Below are 23,215 nucleotides of genomic sequence, written 5' to 3' on the forward strand. Positions count from 1 at the left end.
ACACGCCATGATTATCCAATCTATTGAGGCATTTCAAGTTGCGGTACCGTTAAAAAAACCATTTAAAACTGCGTTAAGAACAGTAACAGTCGCAGAATCCATTTATGTACGTGTAACAGTAGAAGATGGGCGAGTAGGTTGGGGTGAGGCACCACCAACATTTGTCATCACAGGTGAAACTTTAGGTAGTATTCAATATGCAATAGAAAAAGTATTTACACCCTTATTAAACGGGCAAGATCTCCGATTTTATGAGCAGGTTTTTCAAAAGCTGCACACTGCTTTGGTGGGGAATACAAGTGCCAAAGCGGCAATAGATATGGCATTGTATGATTTAATTTCACAACGAGCAGATCAGCCCCTTTATCAGTTCTTGGGTGGACATAGTAAGGAAATAGAAACGGATTATACAGTAAGTGTAAATGCTCCTGAGGAAATGTCGGCTGATGCAGCAAATTATATTACTAATGGATTTCATGTATTGAAAATAAAAGTGGGTATTGGTGAAATTACTGAAGATATCGCTAGGATAAAAGCAATTCGGGATGAAATTGGCTATACAACGAAACTTCGACTAGATGCCAATCAAGGTTGGAATGCAAAGGAAGCTGTATACGCCATATCTAAAATGGAAGACTTAGGTCTAGCTATAGAATTTATTGAACAACCCGTATTAGCACATGATGTCCATGGTTTAAAATTTGTAACAGATCATACATTAACGCCAATAATGGCTGATGAAAGTGTCTTTTCAGTTCATGATGCAAAAACCATTTTAGAAATGCGAGCAGCGGATTTGATTAATATTAAATTGATGAAAGCAGGAGGAATTTATCAAGCCTTGAAAATCAATGCACTAGCCGAAAGCTATGGGGTGCAATGTATGACAGGGAGTATGATAGAAACCAAAATTGGTATTACCGCTGCAGCACATTTTGCGGCTAGTCAACCAAATATACAATATTATGATTTCGATGCTCCTCTAATGTTGAAATTTGAAACAATCAAGGGCGGCGTAACATATAAAGAAAGAAAAATTACCTTCTCAGGACGTAGTGGATTGGGCATTGAAGATGTTTATAAAGGGGGAGAACTAGATGACAGCATTACATAATATTTGGCATTGCTCTGTTGCAGTAGCATCTATTTGGACGGAGCCAGAATCAGCTCGAGATATTGATCAACCAGCTATTAAAAATCCCGTACAGCTTGTCAAATGGTTAGAAGCTCTCCCTTATAAAGAACGTTTAGATTTATGTGATAGTAATAGAGTTCAAACACAGCTATTGTTTGGAGAACCTGTAATTGTAGAAGAAATTCAAGGAGAATGGGCGAAAGTCATTGCCATCTTACAACCTACTCATAAGGATGAAAGAGGCTATCCGGGTTGGGTACCTTTAGTACAATTATCTAAACAACAACTTTCAGATTCAATGGAAAGTATCATTGTGAATGTGGACAAAACACAATTATGGTCTGAAGATGGTACACCACAAATTGTCTTAACTTTTAATACAATTTTGCCTGTATTAGGCGACGAAGCACAGTATTATATCGTTGATACACCTATAGGGAGAGGGAAAGTATTAAAATCAAGTGCAGCAAAATATACAGGAGATATTGTACAGTCGATGGATAAGGCTGTGCAGTTTGGTCTGAACTATCTAGATTTGCCGTACATTTGGAGTGGCATGTCTTCGTATGGTTATGACTGCTCCGGCTTTACTTATAATATGGCAAAGGCCTGCGGTCTACGAATTCCGAGGGATGCAGGTGACCAAGCTATATATGGTGTGGCTATATCAAAGGAAAATACAGAGGAATGGCAAGTTGGAGATTTATTATTCTTTGCAAATGAAAAGGGTACGAAGCCTGTGAGGCATGTAGGTTTTTACTACGGTGAAGGGCAAATGCTTCATTCCCCACAAACTGGTAAATCAGTTGAGCTAATAAGACTTGCAGGTACAATATTCGAAGAAGAGATTTGTGCTGTTAGGCGCTATGGACCGGGAGTGAAAACGACATGACAGAAAAAGTGGTTTTATCGGTACAAAATTTGAAAAAACATTTTGATTTAGGCAAAGGTACCACATTAAAAGCAGTAAATGGCATAAGTTTTGACGTGATGGAAGGAGAGACGTTTGGATTAGTAGGCGAGTCTGGTTGTGGCAAATCTACAGCAGGAAGAACAATTTTAGGGCTGTATAATCGTACAGATGGCAAAGTCTTATTCGAAGATCAAGATGTCCATTCAATGACAGAGAAGGAGCGTAACAACTTCTTGAAAAAGATGCAAATGATTTTCCAAGATCCATATGCATCATTAAATCCGCGTTCTACTGTCTTTGAAATAATTGCAGAACCTATAGAAATTCATCATTTAAATAAATCAAAAGAAGAACTAAAAGAGAGAGTATATGAGTTACTAGAGGATGTTGGTCTGAATCGTGATCATGCCAATCGTTATCCTCATGAATTCTCAGGTGGTCAACGTCAAAGGATAGGAATTGCCAGGGCATTAGCACTTGAACCGAAGTTTATAATTGCCGATGAACCGATTTCAGCTTTGGATGTTTCTGTCCAAGCTTCAGTAGTAAAACTATTGCAGAAGCTCCAAAAGGAAAAAGGTTTAACGTATTTATTTATTGCACACGATTTATCGATGGTAAAATATATTTCAAAACGAATTGGCGTTATGTATTTAGGGCAAATGGTAGAATTGACAACAAGTAAACAATTGTACAATGAGCCCCTACATCCATACACACAAGCTTTATTATCAGCTATTCCTATCCCTGATCCGGATATAGAAGAGAAAAGGGAACGTATTATTCTTGAAGGGGAATTACCAAGTCCTATCAATCCACCAACAGGATGTGTTTTCCATACCCGCTGTCCAATGGCAAAAGCAGTTTGTGGACAACTACAACCAAAATGGTTAGAAAAAAGTGAAGGGCATTATGTTGCTTGCCATTTATATGATGAAGAAGTACTTGCCATGGAGCAATTTGAAACTGTTGCCCACTAAATAACATATAAAAAACGCGCTCTCCAAGAAGGAAGAGCGCGTTTTTTTCGTAACGGCAGATCGGGTGATGCTAATAGTACCCACTGTAGAACCTCCTTAAATTTCAAATGATTGTTGATCTTTGAATAATAGACCAGTCGTGAAGTAGCCACCATGCACTTGTGAGAACATTTTGCCTGCAGCCGCTAACAATGCATTACTATTTTCTATAGACAAAGATGGACGTAAATAGAATACTTGAAGTGCTTCAATCGTATTCTCCGTTACAGCTGTCCTTTTCGAATCAACAAAGGGGCTACCAAAAGGTCCTTTTGCATCTGAAGTGACGATAATATTATTTAGCGAATTGGAGCGGCCGTTTAATCCTTCATAGCCCGTTTCCTCATTACCAAGTGATACGGTCACATTCCCATCTAAATTTTCAACATCATATATTCCAACTGGCATTTCGTATTGTAATGAGAAGAAATTATTTAAATCTACTGCTGAGTGAAATGGCGTTATGTAGTTTTGCTTGGCAATACGACGCATCAAACTTTCAGCTGAGTGACGATATCGGTTTGGGTCAGCACCAAGTGATTTCCAAAGCTTACGCCATTCAGAAATGCCCTCTCTCTCAGTAACAGGAGTGTCCTGTAATTCTAGAAATAAGTTCTCTTGATATAACTGTGTACGTCCTTTAATCATTTGAGGAGATTCAGACACGACAATTTTGGTATAATGGATAATGCCGATTTTAAAGTCTGGTACTTTGTTTAATAAAGTAGAATCTAATGCAACTTTTATCATGAACATCACCTATTTCTTGTATTTTCACAAGTTTAACATATAGAAAGGAGTAGAACCAAGTGATTGTCAACGACTTGCAAGAAGAGCTGATTGAGTACGCAAAAACCATTGGCATAGATAAAATTGGTTTTACATCCGCTGCACCATTTATTGAGTTAAAGAACGTATTGCGTCGCCAGCAGGAACTCAATTTTCAATCGGGCTTTGAAGAATCTGATATTGAAAAACGTACTGAACCAACCCTTTTACTAGAAGAGGCACAGAGTATTATTGCTATCGCAATTGCTTATCCATCACGAATGGAAAATGCACCTAAAGGAAAGCGGGGGGAGCGCAGAGGTATTTTCTGCCGAGCATCATGGGGAATGGACTATCATACAGTGCTTCGCGAAAAATTATCGTTACTTGAAGCATTTCTACAGGAAAAAGTACCTCAAGCTAAAATGCGTTCAATGGTTGATACTGGAGAGTTATCTGACAGGGCTGTAGCCGAACGAGCTGGCATTGGATGGAGTGCGAAAAACTGCTCAATCATAACTCCGGAATTTGGATCTTACGTGTATTTAGGAGAAATGATTACGAATATCCCATTCGCGCCAGATGAACCAATGGCTGACCAATGTGGGGATTGTACGCTTTGTATAGATGTATGTCCTACTGGTGCTATTGTACAAGCAGGTCAATTGAACTCAAACCGCTGTGTAGCATTTTTAACGCAAACAAAAGGGTTTTTACCCGACGAGTTTCGTGCGAAAATCGGTAATCGAATTTATGGCTGCGATACTTGCCAAACTGTTTGTCCAAAAAATAAAGGCAAACTAAATTGGCTTCACGATGCCTTTAAGCCAGATCCTGAAATTGCGAAACCTCTGCTTGAACCGTTATTAACGATTTCAAATAAGGAATTTAAAGCGAAATTCGGCTATATTTCTGGTTCTTGGAGAGGGAAGAAGCCAATTCAGCGTAATGCGATTATTGCTCTCGCTCATTTCAAAGAAGAATCTGCCATGCCAAAATTGATTGAAGTTTTACAGAAGGACGAACGTCCAGTAATTCGTGGAACAGCTGCTTGGGCTATTGGTAAAATGGGTGTAATAGAAGCAAAAGAAATTTTACAAGTAGCACTACAAAAAGAACAGGATCCTGAGGTTATAATAGAAATAGAAAAAGGATTAGCTTTTTTAGCACAAAAATAAAGGAAGTGTCAAAGTTGTCTTTGCATATCGTTTTATATCAACCTGAAATCCCAGCCAACACTGGTAATATCGCCAGAACTTGCGCAGGTACAAATACAAGCTTACATTTAATTCGTCCATTAGGGTTTTCAACGGACGACAAAATGTTAAAAAGAGCTGGATTAGATTATTGGCATAGCGTAAATATTACGTATTATGATTCAGCAGATGAATTTTTTGAAAAGAATGATGGTGGGTCATTTTATTATATTGAAACATATGGTGATAAAGCCTATTCAGATTTTAATTTTAGTAACCAAGATGAAGAGATTTTCTTTATTTTTGGAAAGGAAACAACAGGAATTCCAATGGAGTTAATAGAAGGAAACCAAGATCGTTGCTTGCGTATTCCACAAAGTGATAATATACGCTCATTAAATCTTTCAAATACTGCAGCTATTTTAATCTATGAAGCAATGCGCCAACAAAATTTCCCTGGCTTAAAATAAAAAAAAGACAGCCTGTAAGTAGGTTGTCCTTTTTTATACGATGGATTACTTTTCAGAAGTGCCTTGTTTGTCTTCATATCCACCAGTGAAGATTGCAGTTAAAAATGCTACACAAACACCAAGAATTAAAATTAATTTCATGGAAGTACCCTCCTCATGGTTATAAAAAGTTCTTATCAAGTATAGCCTACTTTGTATAAAAATGAAATATTCGCAGTTATAAAATTATGGCAGAAATAGTTCTTTATTATTTGCAATGTGCATATTAATCGAATAGGATGACTGAAAGGTGCTAATAATTCCTAAGTAATGCATTTTTGATAAAGGAGCGGATAATATGGATAACAATGAAAAGCAACCAGAAAACGGCTCAATGGCAACTTCTATGGAGGAGCTTAAACAATTAGGCAAGCAAATGGATAAAATGCGTGATGGTGAGGAACTTGAGCGTGATGGTCGCATACAGGATCCCGTTCAGTCAGATAGAGCACCATCAATTCATCCACGTGATTAAAAAATGCCCATTGCATCTAAATATGCAGTGGGCATTTTTGTGTATGATTAAGATAAGAAAGTTAATTGGAATGCAAACAAAATAGCAAATACATAAAGTAACGGATGTACTTTTTTTGCCTCGCCTTTCGCTATTTTTAAAATAGGATAAGAGATAAATCCGAAGGCAATTCCTGTCGCAATACTTGAAGTAAGTGGCATAATCAAAATGATTAAAAATGCAGGGAAAGCCTCTTCGAACTTTTCCCATTCTATTTCTTTAATAGAACCAATCATCAACGTACCCACGATGATTAATATTGGTGAAGTAATAGCAGAAACTCCTGAAATAGCACTAACTAAAGGTCCAAAGAATGAAGCAGCGACGAATAGAATAGCGACTGTTAAACTCGTTAAACCTGTACGGCCACCAGCAGCAACCCCAGCGGAAGATTCAATAAATGCTGTAGTTGGACTTGTCCCAAACATAGCACCAAAAGTTGTAGCAACTGAATCGGCTAACAATGCTTTGCGAGCGCGTGGTAATTTACCCTCTTTCATTAAACCCGCTTGCTTCGCAACCCCAATCATAGTACCAGTCGTATCAAATAGTGTAACTAAAATGAACGAAAATACAACGCCATATAATCCATAAGAAATAACCTGGCCGATTGCTTCAATCGGATTCCAGACTAATATGCCTTCAGGAAGATGAGGAACTGCAACCATCTTTTCAATATGCAATTGATTTGTTAAAGTTGCAACAATACCTGTAATAAACATACCGATAAATAGGGCACCACTGACATTCCGTACCATTAAAATAACAGTAACAAATAAACCGAATAATGTTAGTAGCACACCGGGAGAAGTTAAATCGCCTAGCATCACTAAGTTACTTTCACTATCGACAATAATATTCCCCATACGCAAGCCTAGGAAAGCAATAAATAAACCAATACCTGCAGCAATTGCTCGTTTTAAATTTTCAGGAATGGCTAAAATCAATTTTTCACGTAGCGGTGTTAGTGATAATAGAACGAAAATAATACCTGATACAAAAACAGCAGCAAATCCGGTTAAATAATCAATGGTGCCTTCTGATGATACAACGATTGAATAAGTAAAATATGCATTTAACCCAATACTTGGCCCGATAACGAGTGGATAGTTCGCAAATAGCGACATCCATAAAGTACCTATAACGATAGCAATAATTGTCGCTATGAAAACTTGATCAAGTGGAACCCCAGAAGCAGATAACATACTTGGATTCACAACAACAATGTATATCATAGTAAAGAATGTAGTTATTCCTGCTATAAGTTCAGTCTTAACATTCGTTCCATTTTCTTTTAAACGAAACATTTTAATACCCTCTTTCTTGAAGATGAATAATTTTTATTCCATGAAATACAATATTCGTGCATATTTGAAAAACAACATGAATATATTAATGATTTCTATATGAGAAATCAACTGTTTCCCCAAAAGTCATTATTCTCGAAATAATTTGATTACATTTGTATAATGAAATTAATCAATTAGAAGGAGTTGTGCGATGTGTTAAATATTACATCTACAAAAACACTACATAACGGCGTGGAAATGCCACGTTTTGGACTTGGCGTGTACAAAATGACTGATCGTGAAGAAGCGATTCAAGCGATGACCACTGCAATTGATACAGGGTATATTGCAATTGACACAGCTTCACTATATAACAATGAAGTAGAGGTGGGGGAAGCAGTCAAAGCTTCTGACGTGAAACGTGAAGATTTATTCATTACATCAAAAGTTTGGAACACAGATCAGGGCTATGATGAAACTCTACGTGCTTTTGAAACTTCATTAAAGAAATTAGATATGGATTACTTAGATTTATATTTAACTCACTGGGCAGTTCCTGATAAATACAAAGACACATATCGTGCGATTGAACGCTTATATGATGAAAAACTTCTTCGCGCAACAGGTGTTTCTAACCATCAAATTCACCATCTAGAAGCAATCTTTGCTACAGCGAATGTCAAACCAATGGTCAACCAAATCGAAGTACACCCTTACTTAACCCAAGTAGAAGTACGAGACTTCTGTACAGCAAATGACATCGCTGTTACAGCATGGTCACCGTTAGCTAGAGGTAAAATCGTAGATGATTCAACTATCACTAGTATTGGCCAAAAATACGGAAAATCTGCAGCACAAGTAGTAATTCGTTGGCATTTACAGCTGGGTAATATTGTTATTCCAAAATCAGTAACACCAAGTCGTATAAAAGCAAACGCTCAAGTATTCGATTTCGAACTTACAAACGAAGACATGCAACTAATTAGCGCACTAAACAAAGACGAAAGAACAGGCGCAGATCCGGATAACTTTAGTTTTAAATTTTAATGTTGAAGGCTTTCGCCAAATTGTAACGTGGTAACGCTTGAATCGTATATTTAGTATAAATTCTAAAGAGGTACGTTTTAGGAAATGGACTAGAAGAATAAAAAAACGCGAGAAGAAAATGTTGTGTTTTCTTCTTGCGTTTTTTTATTTTATTGCTTGAGTTGGATCAAAGCTAGAGCGAGTAGCGCTAAAGCTGGAGTGAGAAGCGCCAAAGAGGGAGCGAGTAGCGCTAAAGCCAGTGAGAAGCGCTAAAGCCGGAGCGAGTAGCGCCAAAGAGGGAGTGAGAAGCGCTAAAGCCAGAGCAAGTAGCGCCAAAGAGGGAGTGAGAAGCGCTAAAGCCAGAGCGAGTAGCGCTAAAGCCGGAGTGAGAAGCGCCAAATTCCAAAGCGACTAACACCAATCTCACCCCAAACTCTCCCAATAAAAAAAGTACCTCCAAGCAATAAACTGCTCGAAGATACCTTGTTAATATTTATTGATCAATAATCTCCATTTTCTTATCTGTGAATGGATGAGTAAATTGGAGTTTTCTAGCGTGTAGAGAATAATCGCCAGATGCTGTTTCTCTTGCATCATATAAAGTATCTCCGACAATTGGGTGACCGATATGTGAAAGGTGTACACGAATTTGATGTGTACGTCCTGTTTCTAATACAAGATTGACAATTGTTGAATATTGCAGATGACGTACAACTTCAAAGTTTGTAATAGCCATTTGACCTTCGGGTGCAACGCGACGGCGGGTACCGTGGTGGCGGTCTTTAGCAATGGCTTCGCGGATTGTACCTTTGCGCTCTTTCATATGACCTTGAACTTCTGCTTCATATACGCGAAGGATTTTCTTCTCTTCTAGTAAGCGGTCGAAAATGGATTTTGCGATTGGGTGTTTTGCAACAAGTAAAAGTCCAGCTGTACCTTGGTCTAGTCGATGCACATGCTCTGCGTATACTCCACCTTGTTCTTGTATATATTTCATAACATGATTCATACAAGTAAAGCGATCCCAAACGTCATTTGGATGTGTAGCCATACCTTTTGGTTTAGAAACGATTAAGCAATGTGGGTCTTCATAAACCACTTTAACTTCGCATTCACGAGTTGCTTCATATGAAGATTCTGGTACATCCATAGTTATGACAATTTCCATACCTTTTGGACGAGGGTCTTTCCATTGTAGAAGTTCGCCGTTTGTATCTGAGATAGCTTTTGTCATACGTAATTCGTGTACAGTTTTTTTGCCTAGCTTCCATTGTTCACGTAGTAGTTCTTCGATAGTTTGGTTATCTTGTAGAATAGTGAATGTCCAAGATTGTTTCATTATTATTCCTCCATTAAAAAGAAGGATTATGTTGGTTGTACAACATAATCCTTTCTAGTTGTATTATTTCACGAGATCAGTTTGTTTTAGGAATGCTTCGAAAGTAGCTTCGTCTGCGTCGCCTTCCATACCTTGAACCTTTTCACCATCTTTAAAGTAAGAAAGTGTTGGTGTTCCTTGAAGGTTGTATTTGTCCCACATATCTTTGTATTCAAGTACATTTACTTGATCAATGTGTACACCTAATTTTTTTGCTACTGTCATTAATTTAGGTGTTGCAATTTTACAGAATTCACACTCTGGACTGAAGAAGTATACCACTGTTGGGTCGCCTTTAGATAGCTTTTTCTCAAGTTCTGTCGGTGTAATGATGTTTTGATAGTTTTTATCACTAAGTAGATCGATTGTAGATTGATTTAAATCGTTAGTGCCGTAAGGATTATCTTTTAATTTTGCTTCATTTCCTTGGTTGTTTAAGACGATGATTAGTCCAAATATGACAACAATTACACCAGCAATGATGAGTAGCTTTTTCAATTATTTTTCCTCCTTAGATGCTTTTAACATGTAAAAGCTTGCTCCTGCGATTAAGACGAATGCTGTTAATGCAAGGAATGGGATGGTGATGAAGCCAAACCAGTTGATGTATTGTCCTGTACAAGGTACACGACCACATGTTATTGCAGAGCTAGATAAAAATTCGAATTTTTGAATACCATAATGGTAGATGGAAATACAGCCACCGATTATAGAGAAAACAGCTAAAGTTACAGCAATACGTGCATTTTTTTGGATATAAGCTACAGTTGTAATGATGACAATCGGGTACATTAAAATACGTTGATACCAACAAAGCTTACAAGGTTCGTATTGTTGAATTTCTGAAAAAAATAGGGAGCCTAGCATTGCGACCAATGAGACAATCCAGATGAATAGTAAACTATTCTCAACTTTTTTTGACATACAAATATCTCCTAGTATTAGAGTATTTCCCTTTGAATTATAGAGGGAATGCATATATATGTAAAATATAATATCCTGGATAAAAACTTCTCTATTATACAAATAAGGCGATCTTGTGAAGGCGATATTTCAATGCTTGAGCAAAGCATGATCATGCTACAGATGGTTCAGTATGACCACATTTAAAGAGCAATTCAAAAAGAATCATCTCCTAGCATGAATAACTAAATACTAACTTCGCCAATTTTCCTAACGTTAAAACGTTTTGGAATTAGAGGTAAACATAATGAGCTATTGTTCCAACCTAAAATTTAGCCGTAATTAAAATGAGGAACTTCAGACAGTGATAATGGTTATATTAATAATGATAATCCAGTTGACTATAATTTATACTGAAATGAGGTTATAGTCGATTCTAATTTCACCATATAAAAATAGTACAACTCCTTAATGATGCACGAAAAGGTGTGACTCGTCAATTTAATTGGAAACCCATCAATAAAGGACGGGACAATTATCATTATCCGGTTAAGTGTTCATTAGTGATATCGATTTAGATATGTTACGTCGCTAAAAAGAAGATGCTAGTGTCGCTTATTTAAAAGAACTACATCATATATCGTTTAAAATATTCAAAAGAATAATAAGTTTTCACCACTTTATTTTATGAGTAGAAATGGTGGTTTTTTTATTTTCTCAGTCAAAAGAATGAGAGCTATTTCATGCGAATGTATGACAGGCAGTGGTATCATAGTAGGTACAATATATTTATAGCTGGAAAAAGGAAGGAGGCAATTACATGCAGCAAAATGATCATTCGAACATTAGTTTACTCAAGGAAATTGCCGAACTTCTAAATGAAGAAACTGAAATTCAAGCAATGTTGCAAGGTGCTCTTAGAAAGTTTTTAGCAGGTACGAATTTTGAAACAGGTTGGGTATTTTTTATTAATAAAAAAGGTAGACATGAGCTCATAGCGCATGAAAATTTGCCACAAGCTTTAAAGTATAATAACTGTCACTTTTTGGAAAAGGGTGGTTGTTGGTGTGTATCACGTTATCGAAATAATGAATTAAAAAAAGCTTCGAATATTATTGAATGTCAGCGCATTGAAAGCGCCAATGCTGCTGAACTAGAGGGAGATGGGGGAATTACCCATCATGCCACAGTGCCCTTGCAATCTGGACAAGAGCGTTTTGGGCTATTAAATGTAGCTAGTCCAAATACCGTCAGTTTTTCTGATGACGAACTAGCTCTTTTAGAATCAGTTGCCTTCCAAATGGGATCCGCAATAAAACGGATTTTACTAACAAAACAAGAACAGCAAATGGCACTAGTTGAAGAGAGAAACCGATTAGCGAGAGATTTGCATGATTCAGTGAATCAATTATTATTCTCTGTTACGTTAACATCTCGTGCTGGAATTGAAATGGCTGAGCAACCAGAAATGAAGGAAACGTTTAAGGAAATTCAGAATTTAACACAAGAAGCCTTAACAGAAATGCGTGCTTTAATTTGGCAATTACGCCCTAAAGGTTTAGAAAGTGGCTTAATGGAGGCGATTAAAGGTTATGCCGAAATGTTAGGTCTAAATCTATCTGTGAATGTATCAGGTGTTTTACAATTGCCTTCTCGTGTGGAAGAAACGTTATTTCGTATTACACAAGAAGCACTAAATAACGTACGTAAGCATTCTGGTGTTAAGGATGCAGAAATTTTCGTCATTATTACACAGACAGATGTGTTATTAGTTATTAAAGATGAAGGTAGAGGATTTCAAGTTGACTCTCTTGTGAAATTACCATCAATCGGTCTGCAAAGCATGCGAGATCGTGCAAAAGCTCTTGGCGGTAAGGTTGATTGGGTGAGTAATATTGGAAGAGGAACGGAAATTTTAATCCGTCTACCATATTAAGGGGGATTTCGATGATTAGAGTATTAATCGCAGACGATCACCATGTTGTAAGAAGAGGATTATTGTTTTTCTTGAAAACGCAAAAGGACATAGAAGTTATTGGTGAAGCTCAAAATGGTAAGGAAGCAGTAGCGTTAACGTCGGAATTAAAGCCGGATATCGTTTTAATGGATTTAGTTATGCCTGAATTAGATGGTATCCAAGCTACAAAACGAATTAAAGCAAAATTTCCTGACACGCAGGTACTAATGCTGACAAGTTTTTCGGATAGTGACCATGTCATTCCTGCAATTGAAGCAGGAGCTGCAGGTTATCAGTTGAAGGATATCGAACCAGATGAATTGGTGACATCAATCCGCAGAATAATGGCAGGAGAAAATACATTGCATCCACAAGCGACAACTCAACTTATTAAAAGTCGAGAGATGCAAGAAGATTTGCCACATATGAAACATACTTTAACACCTCGAGAACGTGATGTTCTAGCTGAACTAACAAAAGGTAAGAGCAATAGAGAAATTGCATCCTCACTTTTTGTTACAGAAAAAACTGTGAAGACGCATATTTCGAATATTTTTTCAAAATTAGAAGTACAAGATCGTACACAAGCTGCACTTTATGCTGTTAAACATGGGTTAACTGAACCGAGTGAGCAACAATAAAAGAAAAAGCTGTCCCTTAGTCATCGAAATGACTGATAGGACAGCTTTTTTTAACGTTTTTTCAGTGGTTTTTGGCGTAAGGTTTTTGAAACCTGTTTCCATTTATTGCGTTCAGCAATTTGTGCTTGAGCGTTAGTTTTTCTTTCAATATAAGCCAATTCGCGCTTTAACTTTATATAGCTATTGTATCGTTCGTTTGTTAGTGTACCCTCATGAATTGCATTTTGTACTGCGCATCCAGGTTCACGCTTGTGCTCACAATCTCTAAAGCGGCACTGAGATGAAAGTTCTTCTATATCTTTAAAACTGCTATCTAAGCTTTCACCTTGATCCCATAACTGGAATTCCCGCATTCCCGGGGTATCAATTAATAATCCACCACCTGGAATCTTGAATAATTCTCTATGTGTTGTTGTATGGCGACCTTTATCATCATCCTCACGAACTTCTTGGACGAACATTACTTCAGTGCCACATAGTGCATTGGTTAAAGATGATTTACCAACACCAGATGATCCTAAAAGTGCAGCTGTCTTACCATCAACTAATAATTGTTGAAGCTCGTTAATGCCTTCACCAGTAAAACTACTTACTGTATAAATGGGCACACCAAATGCAACAGATTCTGCTTCCTGAATAAAAGGTGTGACATCTTCACATAGATCTTTTTTCGTCAATACGATGATTGGTGTGGCACCTGAATCCCAAGCGGCGATTAAATAGCGCTCTAATCGTCGAAGATTAAAATCTAAGTTCAAACTCATGATTAAAAAAACGATGTCAACATTGACTGCGATTAATTGTTCAGCAGTAGTTAATCCAGCGACTTTACGAGAGAACAGAGAGGTACGCGGTAATACGGCATGAATAATCGCTTTTTCTTCACCAGGCATCTGTTCAACTAATACCCAATCACCGACTGCAGGGAAGTCGCGACGTTCAAAAGCAGTATGTTGGAAGCTGCCTGATGGACTAGAAAGCCATTCGCCTTGTTCCGTGATAACACGGTAGGAGTGCTTATGCTCTAGCAATACGCGTCCGGGAATTGTTTTTGCTAATTTATTTGAAGCTTGGGCAATTTTATATTTTTCTTCCCAAGTTGTATTCCAGCCGAAATCTTGTAATTTTGTCATTTGTAAATCCTCCTATTGTGTGTGTAGAGATATTGAGCTGAGGCGACTTTTTTTGAAAGGGTCCTTAGCACATTAAGATATCCAGCTTCAGGCGCTAACAGCTCGGGTCGTTTCAGTCGGGCACTCAAAGTCAAAGAGCGACTTTGGTATCCGCCTTCCAACGACCTCGCCGCTAAACGAGCGCCTTCAGCATTTAATCTAGATATCCAGCTTCACACGCCAGCTACTTGGGTCACTTCGGTCTCTCGTCACAAGACAAAAAGCGTCTTGTGTTCGAGCCCTCCAGTGCCAGTCGTAGCTAAACGGGCGTGTTCAGCATTAAAATTAGATATCCAGCTTCAGGCGCTAACGGCTCGGGTCGTTTCAGTCGGGCACTCAAAGTCAAAGAGCGACTTTGGTATCCGCCTTCCAACGACCTCGCCGCTAAACGAGCGCCTTCAGCATTTAAGATAAAAAAAACTGTAGCTGCAAATCGGCAGCTACAGTTTATACACGCACAATAAAAGAAAGTATCCTTAAAAAGCATACGGATGGCGAGTATTTTGTAACAAACCGATTTGCGTTGATGCAATGCTCATTAAATTTGTCATAAAACCTCACCTGCTTTCCTTAAAGTTGTTTTTAGATTAACAAAACGGAAAAATAAAGTCAACATAAATATTCAATTATTATCAAAAAAATTACATTAAACCAGTATTATGTTCATGTACTAAGCCATCTGGTTCAATATGCACAAGTACTACTGTCAATGGTTTTGCTAGACGAATTGTATTTTCAATATCTTCGGTAATTTGATGACTTTTCCAAACATTTAGTTCAGGATTAACAGTGACTGTTAAATCTACAAACACCATATTTCCATGATTACGTCCTTTAAAATCTATGAGATGAATAACACCATCTACATTACGGACAAGAGTAGATAACGTTTCAACCTCTTCTTCGTCAAAGCCGTCAGTTAATGTATGAACAGCTTCAAAAAATATTTCGTAGGCTGTTTTAATTATGATAATACCAACGATAATGGCGGTAATGGAATCAATTATCGGAAAACCAACAATAGCGCCTAAAATACCAATTGCAGTACCAAAACTGACAAGTGCATCTGAACGATTATCAAGAGCAGCAGCTTTTACCGCTGAACTTTTAGTGCGTTCAGATAACTTTAAATTGTAACGATAAACACCGTACATAATAATACCACTAATAATAGCGACAACAGCTGTTAGCAGGGAAGGGGATGAGTGGTTGTTATCGATAAAACTTTTGCCTGAATTGAATAACACTTGTAGTCCAACTACTGCCATAATGAATGATGCTATAAGGGAAGCAACCGTTTCAGCTCTTAAATGTCCATAGTGGTGATCTCCATCTGGTGGCTTTTGTGAAATACGTAATCCAATCAGAACTGCAACAGAAGCGATAATATCTGTTGTATTATTTAAACCATCAGCCTTTAATGCAGTAGATGCACCTATAAAACCAATTATAAGCTTTACGGTGCTGAGTATGAGATAAGTGGCAATGCTTAGCCAAGCGCCTCTTTCCCCTTGTCTTAAATTTGTGTATAAATCCACAATGTTTCCCCCCTGCAAAATTTCTGAGCAATACAAAACGACGCACACTAATATTAGTGTGCGTCGTTTCTTGTTAAATTTTCATAATTATTCTTCAGAAGATGAGTTTGCATCTTCTAGTGATTCATTGTTAGATTCATCTGGTAACTTAATAACTTCTAAGTATAAGATATGATGACCTTCTACTTCTTTTACGATAAATTCATAGCCTTGTTCAATAATTGCTTCGCCTTTAACGGCATCGAAGTTTTTGGTCATAAACCAACCGCCGATAGTATCGATATCATCTTCATTGATGTCAATTTTAAGGAAATCATTTACGTTTTCAATTAACATTTTGGCATCAAAGATAAAATGGTTCTCATCTACTTTACGAACTTCGGGAATCTCGTCTGCATCAAACTCGTCTCGAATATCACCGACAATTTCCTCGATAATATCTTCGATTGTTACAAGTCCAGATGTACCACCGTATTCATCCATTAAAATGGCCATATGAATACGTTCTCGTTGAATTTTCAACAATAAGTCACTGACTGGGATTGTTTCGATGACGCGAATGATCGGTTGCATATATTCCGTTACTGATTTTGAACCATTAGTTGGGTCTTTAATGTAAGCAGTTAAAAGATGCTTCATATTGACGAGACCTATAATATGGTCTTTGTCTCCATCAATAATAGGGTATCGTGTATACTGCTCAACACCCATCACTTCGAAAACTTCTTTAAGAGTCATTTCTTTTTCAATACCAATGATTTCTGTACGAGGTACCATAATTTCTTTGGCAATACGATCGTCGAATTCAAAAATGCTATTCACATATTTATATTCAGACTGATTTATTTCACCGCTTTTCAAACTATCCGATAAAATCATACGCAATTCTTCTTCTGTCATTGCCACTTCTGATTCAGAAACATCCTTTAAACCGAAAAGTGATGACAATGAACGAGCAGAGAAGTTTAATGCTTTAATAAATGGATACATGATGGTGTGGAACGTAATTAAAGGACCTGCTGTTGCTAATGCTACAGATTCTGCCTTCTGAATGGCTAGTGTTTTCGGTGCTAATTCACCAACTACAACGTGAACAAATGTCACGATGGAGAATGACAACACGAAGGATAGAACAGATGTCACACTTCCTTCAAGTGCGAACAAATCAAATATCGGTCTCAATAAGATCGATACTGTCTCTTCACCGAGCCAACCAAGTCCTAAAGAAGTAATCGTAATTCCCAACTGACAAGCGGATAAATATTCATCCAAATTAGATACTACTTTTTTTGCTTTCAATGCTTTTTTGTTACCCTCAGCTATAAGCTGATCAATTCGAGTTGTTCTGACTTTAACGATAGAAAATTCAGTTGCTACGAAAAATGCCGAACATGCGATCAAGACAGCAAATGCTGTCAACCGTATGGCTATGTCCAAAGACTTCCTTTGTTCCAGACCCAAATGAGGGGAGAGAACAAAGTGTACACCTCCTGTGATATAAAAAATAGTTAAGTAATACAATGATATGACAACTAAGGTGAAAAAACAAATCATCTACATGATTTTATTTGACTATTAATAATAATTGTTTATTGAAGTAAGAAATATCGTCAAAAGTAAGAATATAATTAAATTATCCAATTTATTCTAAAAGTATTGACAATTCAAAATTCGGAGTGCTAATATTGAGAGGCACTAAATAATTTATGGAAAAGGAGGTATGGATTATGAAAAAGTTAAGAAGTTTATTTAGACAATTAAATAATGAATCCACACCTACCTATTCAGCGATTAATTCTGTAATTTAACTTTTATAACTAATTGGTATGGGTGTAGATACCTGTATCTTTTTTCAAAAGCGTATGCTCTGAAAGGGGTGTACGCTTTTTTGTTGCCTTTTTAAGTAAATTACGAGTGCAAAATTAAAAAAGGAGAGCTGAATATGTTTATTCAAAAGCGGAAAAAGAAATTTAACAAGGATTCGATTGAAGACGGTTAGTGTAAAAATAGAATAGGAAAGTAGGAATAATAAATGTTTGAGGTCTTATTTAAATTAAAATGGTTTTTTAAAGAAAATCGAAAGCGTTACACAATAGCTATCGCATTGTTACTAGTGGCTAATGTAATTGAAGTGACGCCACCGTGGATTATTGGTCAATCGATTGATGCAATCCATTCAGAAACATTAACAAGTCATTCTCTTATGTTTTATATTGCTGCAATGCTAGTTATTTTGGTGTTGTCGTATGTAGTTAACTTTATATGGCAATATCAATTATTTGGTGGAGCAAATGTAATTGAACGTAAACTGAGATCAAAGCTCATGACAAAGTTTTTGAAAATGTCTCCGCCTTTTTATGAACGAAATCGTACAGGAGATTTGATGGCGAGAGCGACAAATGATTTACGTGCTGTCTCTGAAACAGCTGGTTTTGGTATTATGACGTTAATTGATTCGACATTATATTTATTAACAATATTACTAACAATGGGATTCCTAGTTTCGTGGAAGCTAACGATAGCGGCAATATTACCATTACCGATATTAGCAATCGTTATGCAAATTCTTGGTAAGAGAATTCATGAGCGCTACATGAAAGCTCAAGAAGTATTTGGTGAAATGAATGATAGCGTACTTGAAGCTGTAGAGGGTGTGCGTGTTGTTCGTGCATACGTTCAAGAACGTGCTACAGAGCAGCAATTTAGTGAAATGACAGAAGACGTTTACAAAAAAAATATGCATGTCGAGAAAATCGATGCATTATTTAATCCAATTACAAAGATATTAACTGGTCTTAGCTATATGATTGGTCTTGGTTTTGGTGCTTATTTAGTGTCTAAGCAAGAAATGACTTTAGGTGAGCTAGTTACATTTAATGTGTATCTAGGGATGATCGTATGGCCAATGTTTGCGATTGGAGAACTCATCAATGTTATGCAACGTGGGAATGCATCACTTGATCGTGTACAGGAAACATTAGACGAAAAAGAAGATGTTGTTGATCCAAAAATGCCAACAATCATTCAAAATCCAGAGTCTATTGTTTTCAAAGATGTGACATTCCAATATCCACAATCATCTTCTATTAACCTTGCAAACCTTGAAGTTTCTTTGAAAAAGGGCCAAACGCTAGGGATTGTTGGGAAAACAGGTAGTGGAAAGACGACGGTCGTTAAACAGCTATTACGTGAATATCCAAACGGTGAAGGTGATCTATTTGTCTCAAATAGTCCTATTCATGATCAAACAAAAGAACAGGTTCGTAACTGGATTGGTTATGTACCTCAAGACCACGTACTATTTTCTAGAACAGTGAAAGAGAATATTTTGTTTGGTAAATCAGATGCGACAGAGGACGAATTACAAGAAGCAATCCGTTTAGCAAACTTCGAGCGTGATTTAGAAATGCTACCACTTGGTTTGCAAACATTAGTTGGAGAAAAAGGAGTTTCATTATCGGGAGGGCAAAAGCAGCGTATTTCAATTGCCCGTGCATTAATTCGTGATCCAGAAATATTAATATTAGATGATTCCTTGTCAGCGGTGGATGCTAAAACAGAAGCAACAATTATTCAAAATATCCAAACAGCTAGAAGTGACAAAACGACCATAATTGTGACACACCGCTTATCGGCAATTCAACATGCGGATTGGGTCATTGTATTAGAGGATGGTCGTATCGTTGAAGAAGGTACACATCAAACATTGCTTGAAGAAGAGGGCTGGTACAAAGAACAGCATGACCGCCAGCAAGTTGAGGGGGTGAAATAATGGGTACTGGTAAACGATTATTTCAATATGCTTTAATGTACAAAAAGCTACTAATTTCAGGCCTGTTATTATTAGCTGTTGCAGTTGCCGCAGACTTAGCGGGACCATTAGTAGCAAAGAAAATTATTGATGATCATATTGCGAAAGCAGAAGTCGCAGGTATTGATTTTCAGCCGATTGCAATTTTATTGGCTGTATTCTTCGGATTAGCAGTTGTTGCCGCTATTTTTAGATACGGTCAGTATCTTTTACTTCAAATGGGTGCAAATCGTATAATTCAAAAAATGCGCAATGAAGTCTATGAACATATCCAAACATTGCCGATTCGTTATTTCGATAATTTGCCTGCTGGAAAAGTGGTTGCGCGTGTTACAAATGATACGGAAGCTATTCGTGATTTATATGTAACGGTTGTCTCACAGTTTGCAGCGAGCTTTATGACGATCTTCGGGATTTATATCGCGTTATTCTTCCTTGATTGGAAGATGACATTAATCGCATTATTTGTTATTCCAATTTTGATTATTTGGACGGTTGTGTATCGGAAATATGCTTCTAAGTACAATCATATCGTACGAGGAAAAGTATCTGATATGAACGGTATGATCAACGAATCGATTAATGGGATGACTATCATTCAAGCTTTTAGTCGCGAAAAACAAATTGAAGATGAATTTGCGGCACTCAATGAAGAGCATTATCGTTATCAAAATAAGCTGCTTATATTAGATGCAGCTACATCTCACAATTTAGTAGGCGTTATTCGTTCGCTTACATTTGTCCTTTTTATCTGGTATTTTGGCAGTGCTGAAATGAATGGTGCAGCTGCTATTTCAGTCGGTATGCTCTACGCTTTTGTTGATTATATTACACGTTTATTTAATCCTGTAACTGGTATTGTCAATCAATTGGCTCGCTTAGAAAGAGCGAACGTTGCAGCTGAGCGTGTCTTTGAATTATTAGATCAACCAGGGGAGCCTGTAGTCGATAAACGCATACCACGATATAAAGGAAATGTTCGCTTCGAGCATGTATGGTTTGCTTATAAGGAGCAAGAATATGTGCTGAAGGATATTGATTTTGAAGCGAAGCAAGGAGAGACAGTCGCGCTTGTTGGTCATACGGGCTCTGGGAAAAGTTCTATCATGAATTTACTTTTCAGTTTTTATGACGTTTCAAAAGGTGCGATTACAATTGACGGTATCAATATTAAAGAGCATTCACGTCAAACCATTCGAGAGCATATGGGAATTGTATTGCAAGATCCGTATCTATTTACGGGTACGATTGAATCGAATGTTAGTTTAGGAGATCCTAGAATTACGCGTGACACAGTACAGAAAGCATTGGATGCAGTTGGTGGTGAACGCGTCTTAAAAAATTTACCGAAGGGTTTAGATGAACCTGTGATTGAGAAAGGAAGTACATTATCTTCCGGACAACGTCAGTTAATTTCATTCGCCAGAGCGCTTGCCTTTGACCCGGCGATATTAATCCTTGATGAAGCGACTTCCAATATAGATACGGAAACTGAGGAAATCATTCAGCATGCAATGGATGTATTGAAAAAAGGACGTACGACATTTATCATCGCACATAGACTTTCTACTATTAAGAATGCAGATCGTATTTTAGTATTAGACCGTGGTGAAATTGTAGAACAGGGTACTCATGATGAGCTACTGAATCAAGGTGGGCGTTATGAACAAATGTATAAACTGCAATCAGGTGAAAAAAATATTAGTTAATATGAAGATCCTTCAATTGCTCTAGCAATTGAAGGGTCTCTTTTAATGGGAAAATCAGTTCATTATAGTGGTGATGAAAATAGAAAGAACGGCACAAAAGGTAATAGAGGTAAGCCAGTTCAATTTTGAAGTGGTCTCCAAAAAGACATTTAATATGCCACTAATAAGTAGTGACACGAAAAAAGAGAAGAATAAATAATAAACTACTTCTGGCATACAAACGTTTCCTCCGAATCAAAAAATGTAATGAGTTTATTTAGTAAGAATAGTGTATTTGAAGCATGTAGCTATTGCAAATCTTTGCCGATACTCGTATATTTAGGGAGACGAATTAATTAGCTATGTGAAAGTAGGTGTCAATCCTGAGCTGGTGGCAAGATTGGTTACATAGTATCAAGTCTTTTAATCGAAATATAAAGTTGTTCATGGTTGGAAATATACTAATACAAATTGGCATGGGCATATTCAGTGTAATGTACAATTTATATATTAAGGAATTAGGTATGAAGGAAGCTGTTAATGGAAATGTTATAGCGATGACAGCTTTAGCAACAGCTATTATGCTAATTCCAGCCGGTCTTCTAAGTGATCGATTTGGACGTAAGTGGGCACTTATTATCGGAACAGGATTAACAGCAATTACATTTTTCTATAGAAGTATTGTCACTATTGAACAACCGATGCTTTGGTCAGCATTCGCAACAGGTATTGTATGGGCAGTAGCTCAAGTTTCAGGGGTACCATTTTTAGCTGAAAACTCCAAGGCTTCTGAAAGAATGAAATTATTTAGTATTCACTTTTCAATCATGACAATTGCCGGCTTTATTGGGAATTTACTTGGTGGAGTTGTGGCTGACTGCGCAAGCTTTCTTTTGAATTTGTCAGCTGTTGAAGGTATTCGAGTATCACTATATAGTGGGGTCGCATTCTTCGTCATTGGATTATTTCCATTGTTCCGCTTGAAGATGGAAAAGAAAGTTGCCATGGAAACAGTAGCTTCAATTAAAGATGTCGTAAAAGTATCTGAAAAAAATGCAAGCTTCAAAGAAAATATAAGAATCATTGTACTATTTGGGGTAGCTCAATTGATTATTGGTATAGGATCAGGGCTAGTCATTCCATATTTAAATTTGTATTTCGCTAATCGTTTTAATGCATCAAATACATATATAGGACTTATTTTAGCACTAGGATCAGCAATGACAGCTGTTGCAATGTTGATAGGCCCTGCATTAGTTAAACGTGTAGGTGAAGTTAGAGCTATTATCATATTTCAGTTTTTATCCATTCCGTTTTTATTTTTAACCGCATTTACGAATTCTTTATTTATAGCATCGATTGGTTTTTTATTCCGGCAAGCATTGATGAATGCAGCGAACCCGATCCAATCGGCTATTGCTATGGAAATTGTGCATGATAAATATAAAGGGTTAGGGAATTCAGTCAATCAGATGGTATTCCAAGTCGGCTGGGCATCAATGGGATTGCCGGCTGCCTTTTTTGTTACGAAGTATGGGCACTACTGGGGATACGCTTATACCTTTACAATAACAGGAATATTATATTTAATTGCTTCTACTTATTTTTATTTGGTGTTTGGACGGAATAAAAAACTCGAAGTGGCATAAGGAAAACTTAAGAAAAAAGAACATCTACTTGTTGTGCTTGATATTAAAGCGACATGTAGGTGTTTTTTATAGTTCTTTCAATAATTATTGCGTAATACATCAATTACCA

At 37.1% G+C, this 23,215-nt stretch carries 20 protein-coding genes; 12 read left to right on the forward strand and 8 right to left on the reverse strand.

Annotation, left to right across the window (positions count from 1 at the left end):
• Positions 1-7: 7 nt before the first annotated feature.
• From AC3IS5_RS03005 to AC3IS5_RS03015, 3 genes are read left to right on the forward strand one after another with little or no spacing between them, the layout of a single operon-like run.
• The gene (locus AC3IS5_RS03005) at positions 8-1,114 is read left to right on the forward strand and encodes a dipeptide epimerase (RefSeq protein WP_489426504.1); all 1,107 of its coding nucleotides are present in this window, start codon (positions 8-10) and stop codon (positions 1,112-1,114) included.
• Positions 1,098-2,027, forward strand: coding sequence for a C40 family peptidase (locus tag AC3IS5_RS03010; protein ID WP_489426505.1), 930 nt, complete (start codon positions 1,098-1,100; stop codon positions 2,025-2,027). Before AC3IS5_RS03005 ends, AC3IS5_RS03010 begins: the two co-directional genes overlap by 17 nt.
• Positions 2,024-3,028 (forward strand): ABC transporter ATP-binding protein, encoded by a 1,005-nt coding sequence (locus AC3IS5_RS03015; RefSeq protein ID WP_489426506.1) that lies wholly within the window; start codon positions 2,024-2,026, stop codon positions 3,026-3,028. Before AC3IS5_RS03010 ends, AC3IS5_RS03015 begins: the two co-directional genes overlap by 4 nt.
• A gap of 96 nt (positions 3,029-3,124) precedes the next feature.
• On the opposite strand, the gene AC3IS5_RS03020 is transcribed toward AC3IS5_RS03015, so the two are convergent.
• Entirely contained in the window at positions 3,125-3,814 is a 690-nt protein-coding gene (locus tag AC3IS5_RS03020) for a B3/B4 domain-containing protein (RefSeq protein WP_489427807.1), read from the reverse strand.
• A gap of 62 nt (positions 3,815-3,876) precedes the next feature.
• Between AC3IS5_RS03020 and queG the strand changes: the two genes are divergently transcribed.
• From queG to AC3IS5_RS03035, 3 genes are all read left to right on the forward strand, one after another.
• Positions 3,877-5,013, forward strand: a complete 1,137-nt coding sequence (gene queG, locus AC3IS5_RS03025; RefSeq protein ID WP_489426507.1) for a tRNA epoxyqueuosine(34) reductase QueG — start codon at positions 3,877-3,879, stop codon at positions 5,011-5,013.
• Between the two features lie 14 nt (positions 5,014-5,027).
• The gene (gene trmL, locus AC3IS5_RS03030) at positions 5,028-5,501 is read left to right on the forward strand and encodes a tRNA (uridine(34)/cytosine(34)/5-carboxymethylaminomethyluridine(34)-2'-O)-methyltransferase TrmL (RefSeq protein WP_038189061.1); all 474 of its coding nucleotides are present in this window, start codon (positions 5,028-5,030) and stop codon (positions 5,499-5,501) included.
• A gap of 337 nt (positions 5,502-5,838) precedes the next feature.
• The gene (locus AC3IS5_RS03035) at positions 5,839-6,015 is read left to right on the forward strand and encodes a hypothetical protein (protein ID WP_489426508.1); all 177 of its coding nucleotides are present in this window, start codon (positions 5,839-5,841) and stop codon (positions 6,013-6,015) included.
• Between the two features lie 47 nt (positions 6,016-6,062).
• Here AC3IS5_RS03035 and AC3IS5_RS03040 read toward each other — a convergent pair whose 3' ends face one another.
• Positions 6,063-7,361 (reverse strand): NCS2 family permease, encoded by a 1,299-nt coding sequence (locus tag AC3IS5_RS03040; protein ID WP_489426509.1) that lies wholly within the window; start codon positions 7,359-7,361, stop codon positions 6,063-6,065.
• Positions 7,362-7,601: 240 nt separating this feature from the next.
• Between AC3IS5_RS03040 and AC3IS5_RS03045 the strand changes: the two genes are divergently transcribed.
• The gene (locus AC3IS5_RS03045) at positions 7,602-8,390 is read left to right on the forward strand and encodes an aldo/keto reductase (protein ID WP_489427808.1); all 789 of its coding nucleotides are present in this window, start codon (positions 7,602-7,604) and stop codon (positions 8,388-8,390) included.
• Positions 8,391-8,862: 472 nt separating this feature from the next.
• Here the strand turns inward: AC3IS5_RS03045 and AC3IS5_RS03050 are convergent, their stop codons facing one another.
• From AC3IS5_RS03050 to AC3IS5_RS03060, 3 genes are all read right to left on the reverse strand, one after another.
• Positions 8,863-9,708, reverse strand: coding sequence for an RluA family pseudouridine synthase (locus tag AC3IS5_RS03050; protein ID WP_038189057.1), 846 nt, complete (start codon positions 9,706-9,708; stop codon positions 8,863-8,865).
• A gap of 63 nt (positions 9,709-9,771) precedes the next feature.
• On the reverse strand, positions 9,772-10,245 hold the full coding sequence (locus AC3IS5_RS03055) for a thioredoxin family protein (RefSeq protein ID WP_489426510.1): 474 nt from the start codon (positions 10,243-10,245) through the stop codon (positions 9,772-9,774).
• Complete coding sequence (locus tag AC3IS5_RS03060; protein ID WP_489426511.1) at positions 10,246-10,671, reverse strand: disulfide oxidoreductase; 426 nt, start codon at positions 10,669-10,671, stop codon at positions 10,246-10,248.
• A 799-nt stretch (positions 10,672-11,470) separates the two neighbouring features.
• Here AC3IS5_RS03060 and AC3IS5_RS03065 point away from each other — a divergent pair.
• Both AC3IS5_RS03065 and AC3IS5_RS03070 read left to right on the forward strand, forming a co-directional pair.
• Entirely contained in the window at positions 11,471-12,586 is a 1,116-nt protein-coding gene (locus AC3IS5_RS03065; protein ID WP_489426512.1) for a GAF domain-containing sensor histidine kinase, read from the forward strand.
• Between the two features lie 11 nt (positions 12,587-12,597).
• Complete coding sequence (locus tag AC3IS5_RS03070) at positions 12,598-13,248, forward strand: response regulator transcription factor (RefSeq protein ID WP_193737463.1); 651 nt, start codon at positions 12,598-12,600, stop codon at positions 13,246-13,248.
• 50 nt (positions 13,249-13,298) lie between these two features.
• On the opposite strand, the gene rsgA is transcribed toward AC3IS5_RS03070, so the two are convergent.
• The 3 genes from rsgA to AC3IS5_RS03085 form a co-directional block, all read right to left on the reverse strand.
• Positions 13,299-14,381 carry a ribosome small subunit-dependent GTPase A gene (rsgA, locus tag AC3IS5_RS03075; RefSeq protein ID WP_489426513.1) on the reverse strand — a complete coding sequence of 361 codons (1,083 nt, stop codon included), beginning with the start codon at positions 14,379-14,381 and terminating at the stop codon, positions 13,299-13,301.
• Positions 14,382-15,061: 680 nt separating this feature from the next.
• Positions 15,062-15,958 carry a cation diffusion facilitator family transporter gene (locus tag AC3IS5_RS03080; protein WP_489426514.1) on the reverse strand — a complete coding sequence of 299 codons (897 nt, stop codon included), beginning with the start codon at positions 15,956-15,958 and terminating at the stop codon, positions 15,062-15,064.
• 87 nt (positions 15,959-16,045) lie between these two features.
• Positions 16,046-17,395 (reverse strand): hemolysin family protein, encoded by a 1,350-nt coding sequence (locus AC3IS5_RS03085; protein WP_489426515.1) that lies wholly within the window; start codon positions 17,393-17,395, stop codon positions 16,046-16,048.
• Positions 17,396-17,990: 595 nt separating this feature from the next.
• On the opposite strand from AC3IS5_RS03085, the gene AC3IS5_RS03090 reads away from it, so the two are divergent.
• From AC3IS5_RS03090 to AC3IS5_RS03100, 3 genes are all read left to right on the forward strand, one after another.
• Complete coding sequence (locus AC3IS5_RS03090; RefSeq protein ID WP_489426516.1) at positions 17,991-19,730, forward strand: ABC transporter ATP-binding protein; 1,740 nt, start codon at positions 17,991-17,993, stop codon at positions 19,728-19,730.
• Positions 19,730-21,478: an ABC transporter ATP-binding protein gene (locus AC3IS5_RS03095; protein ID WP_489426517.1), complete on the forward strand. Its 1,749-nt coding sequence runs from the start codon at positions 19,730-19,732 to the stop codon at positions 21,476-21,478. Before AC3IS5_RS03090 ends, AC3IS5_RS03095 begins: the two co-directional genes overlap by 1 nt.
• A gap of 425 nt (positions 21,479-21,903) precedes the next feature.
• Positions 21,904-23,106 (forward strand): MFS transporter, encoded by a 1,203-nt coding sequence (locus AC3IS5_RS03100; protein WP_489427809.1) that lies wholly within the window; start codon positions 21,904-21,906, stop codon positions 23,104-23,106.
• The last annotated feature ends 109 nt before the right edge of the window (positions 23,107-23,215 follow it).

The organism is Viridibacillus sp. KH_047 (assembly GCF_057838945.1).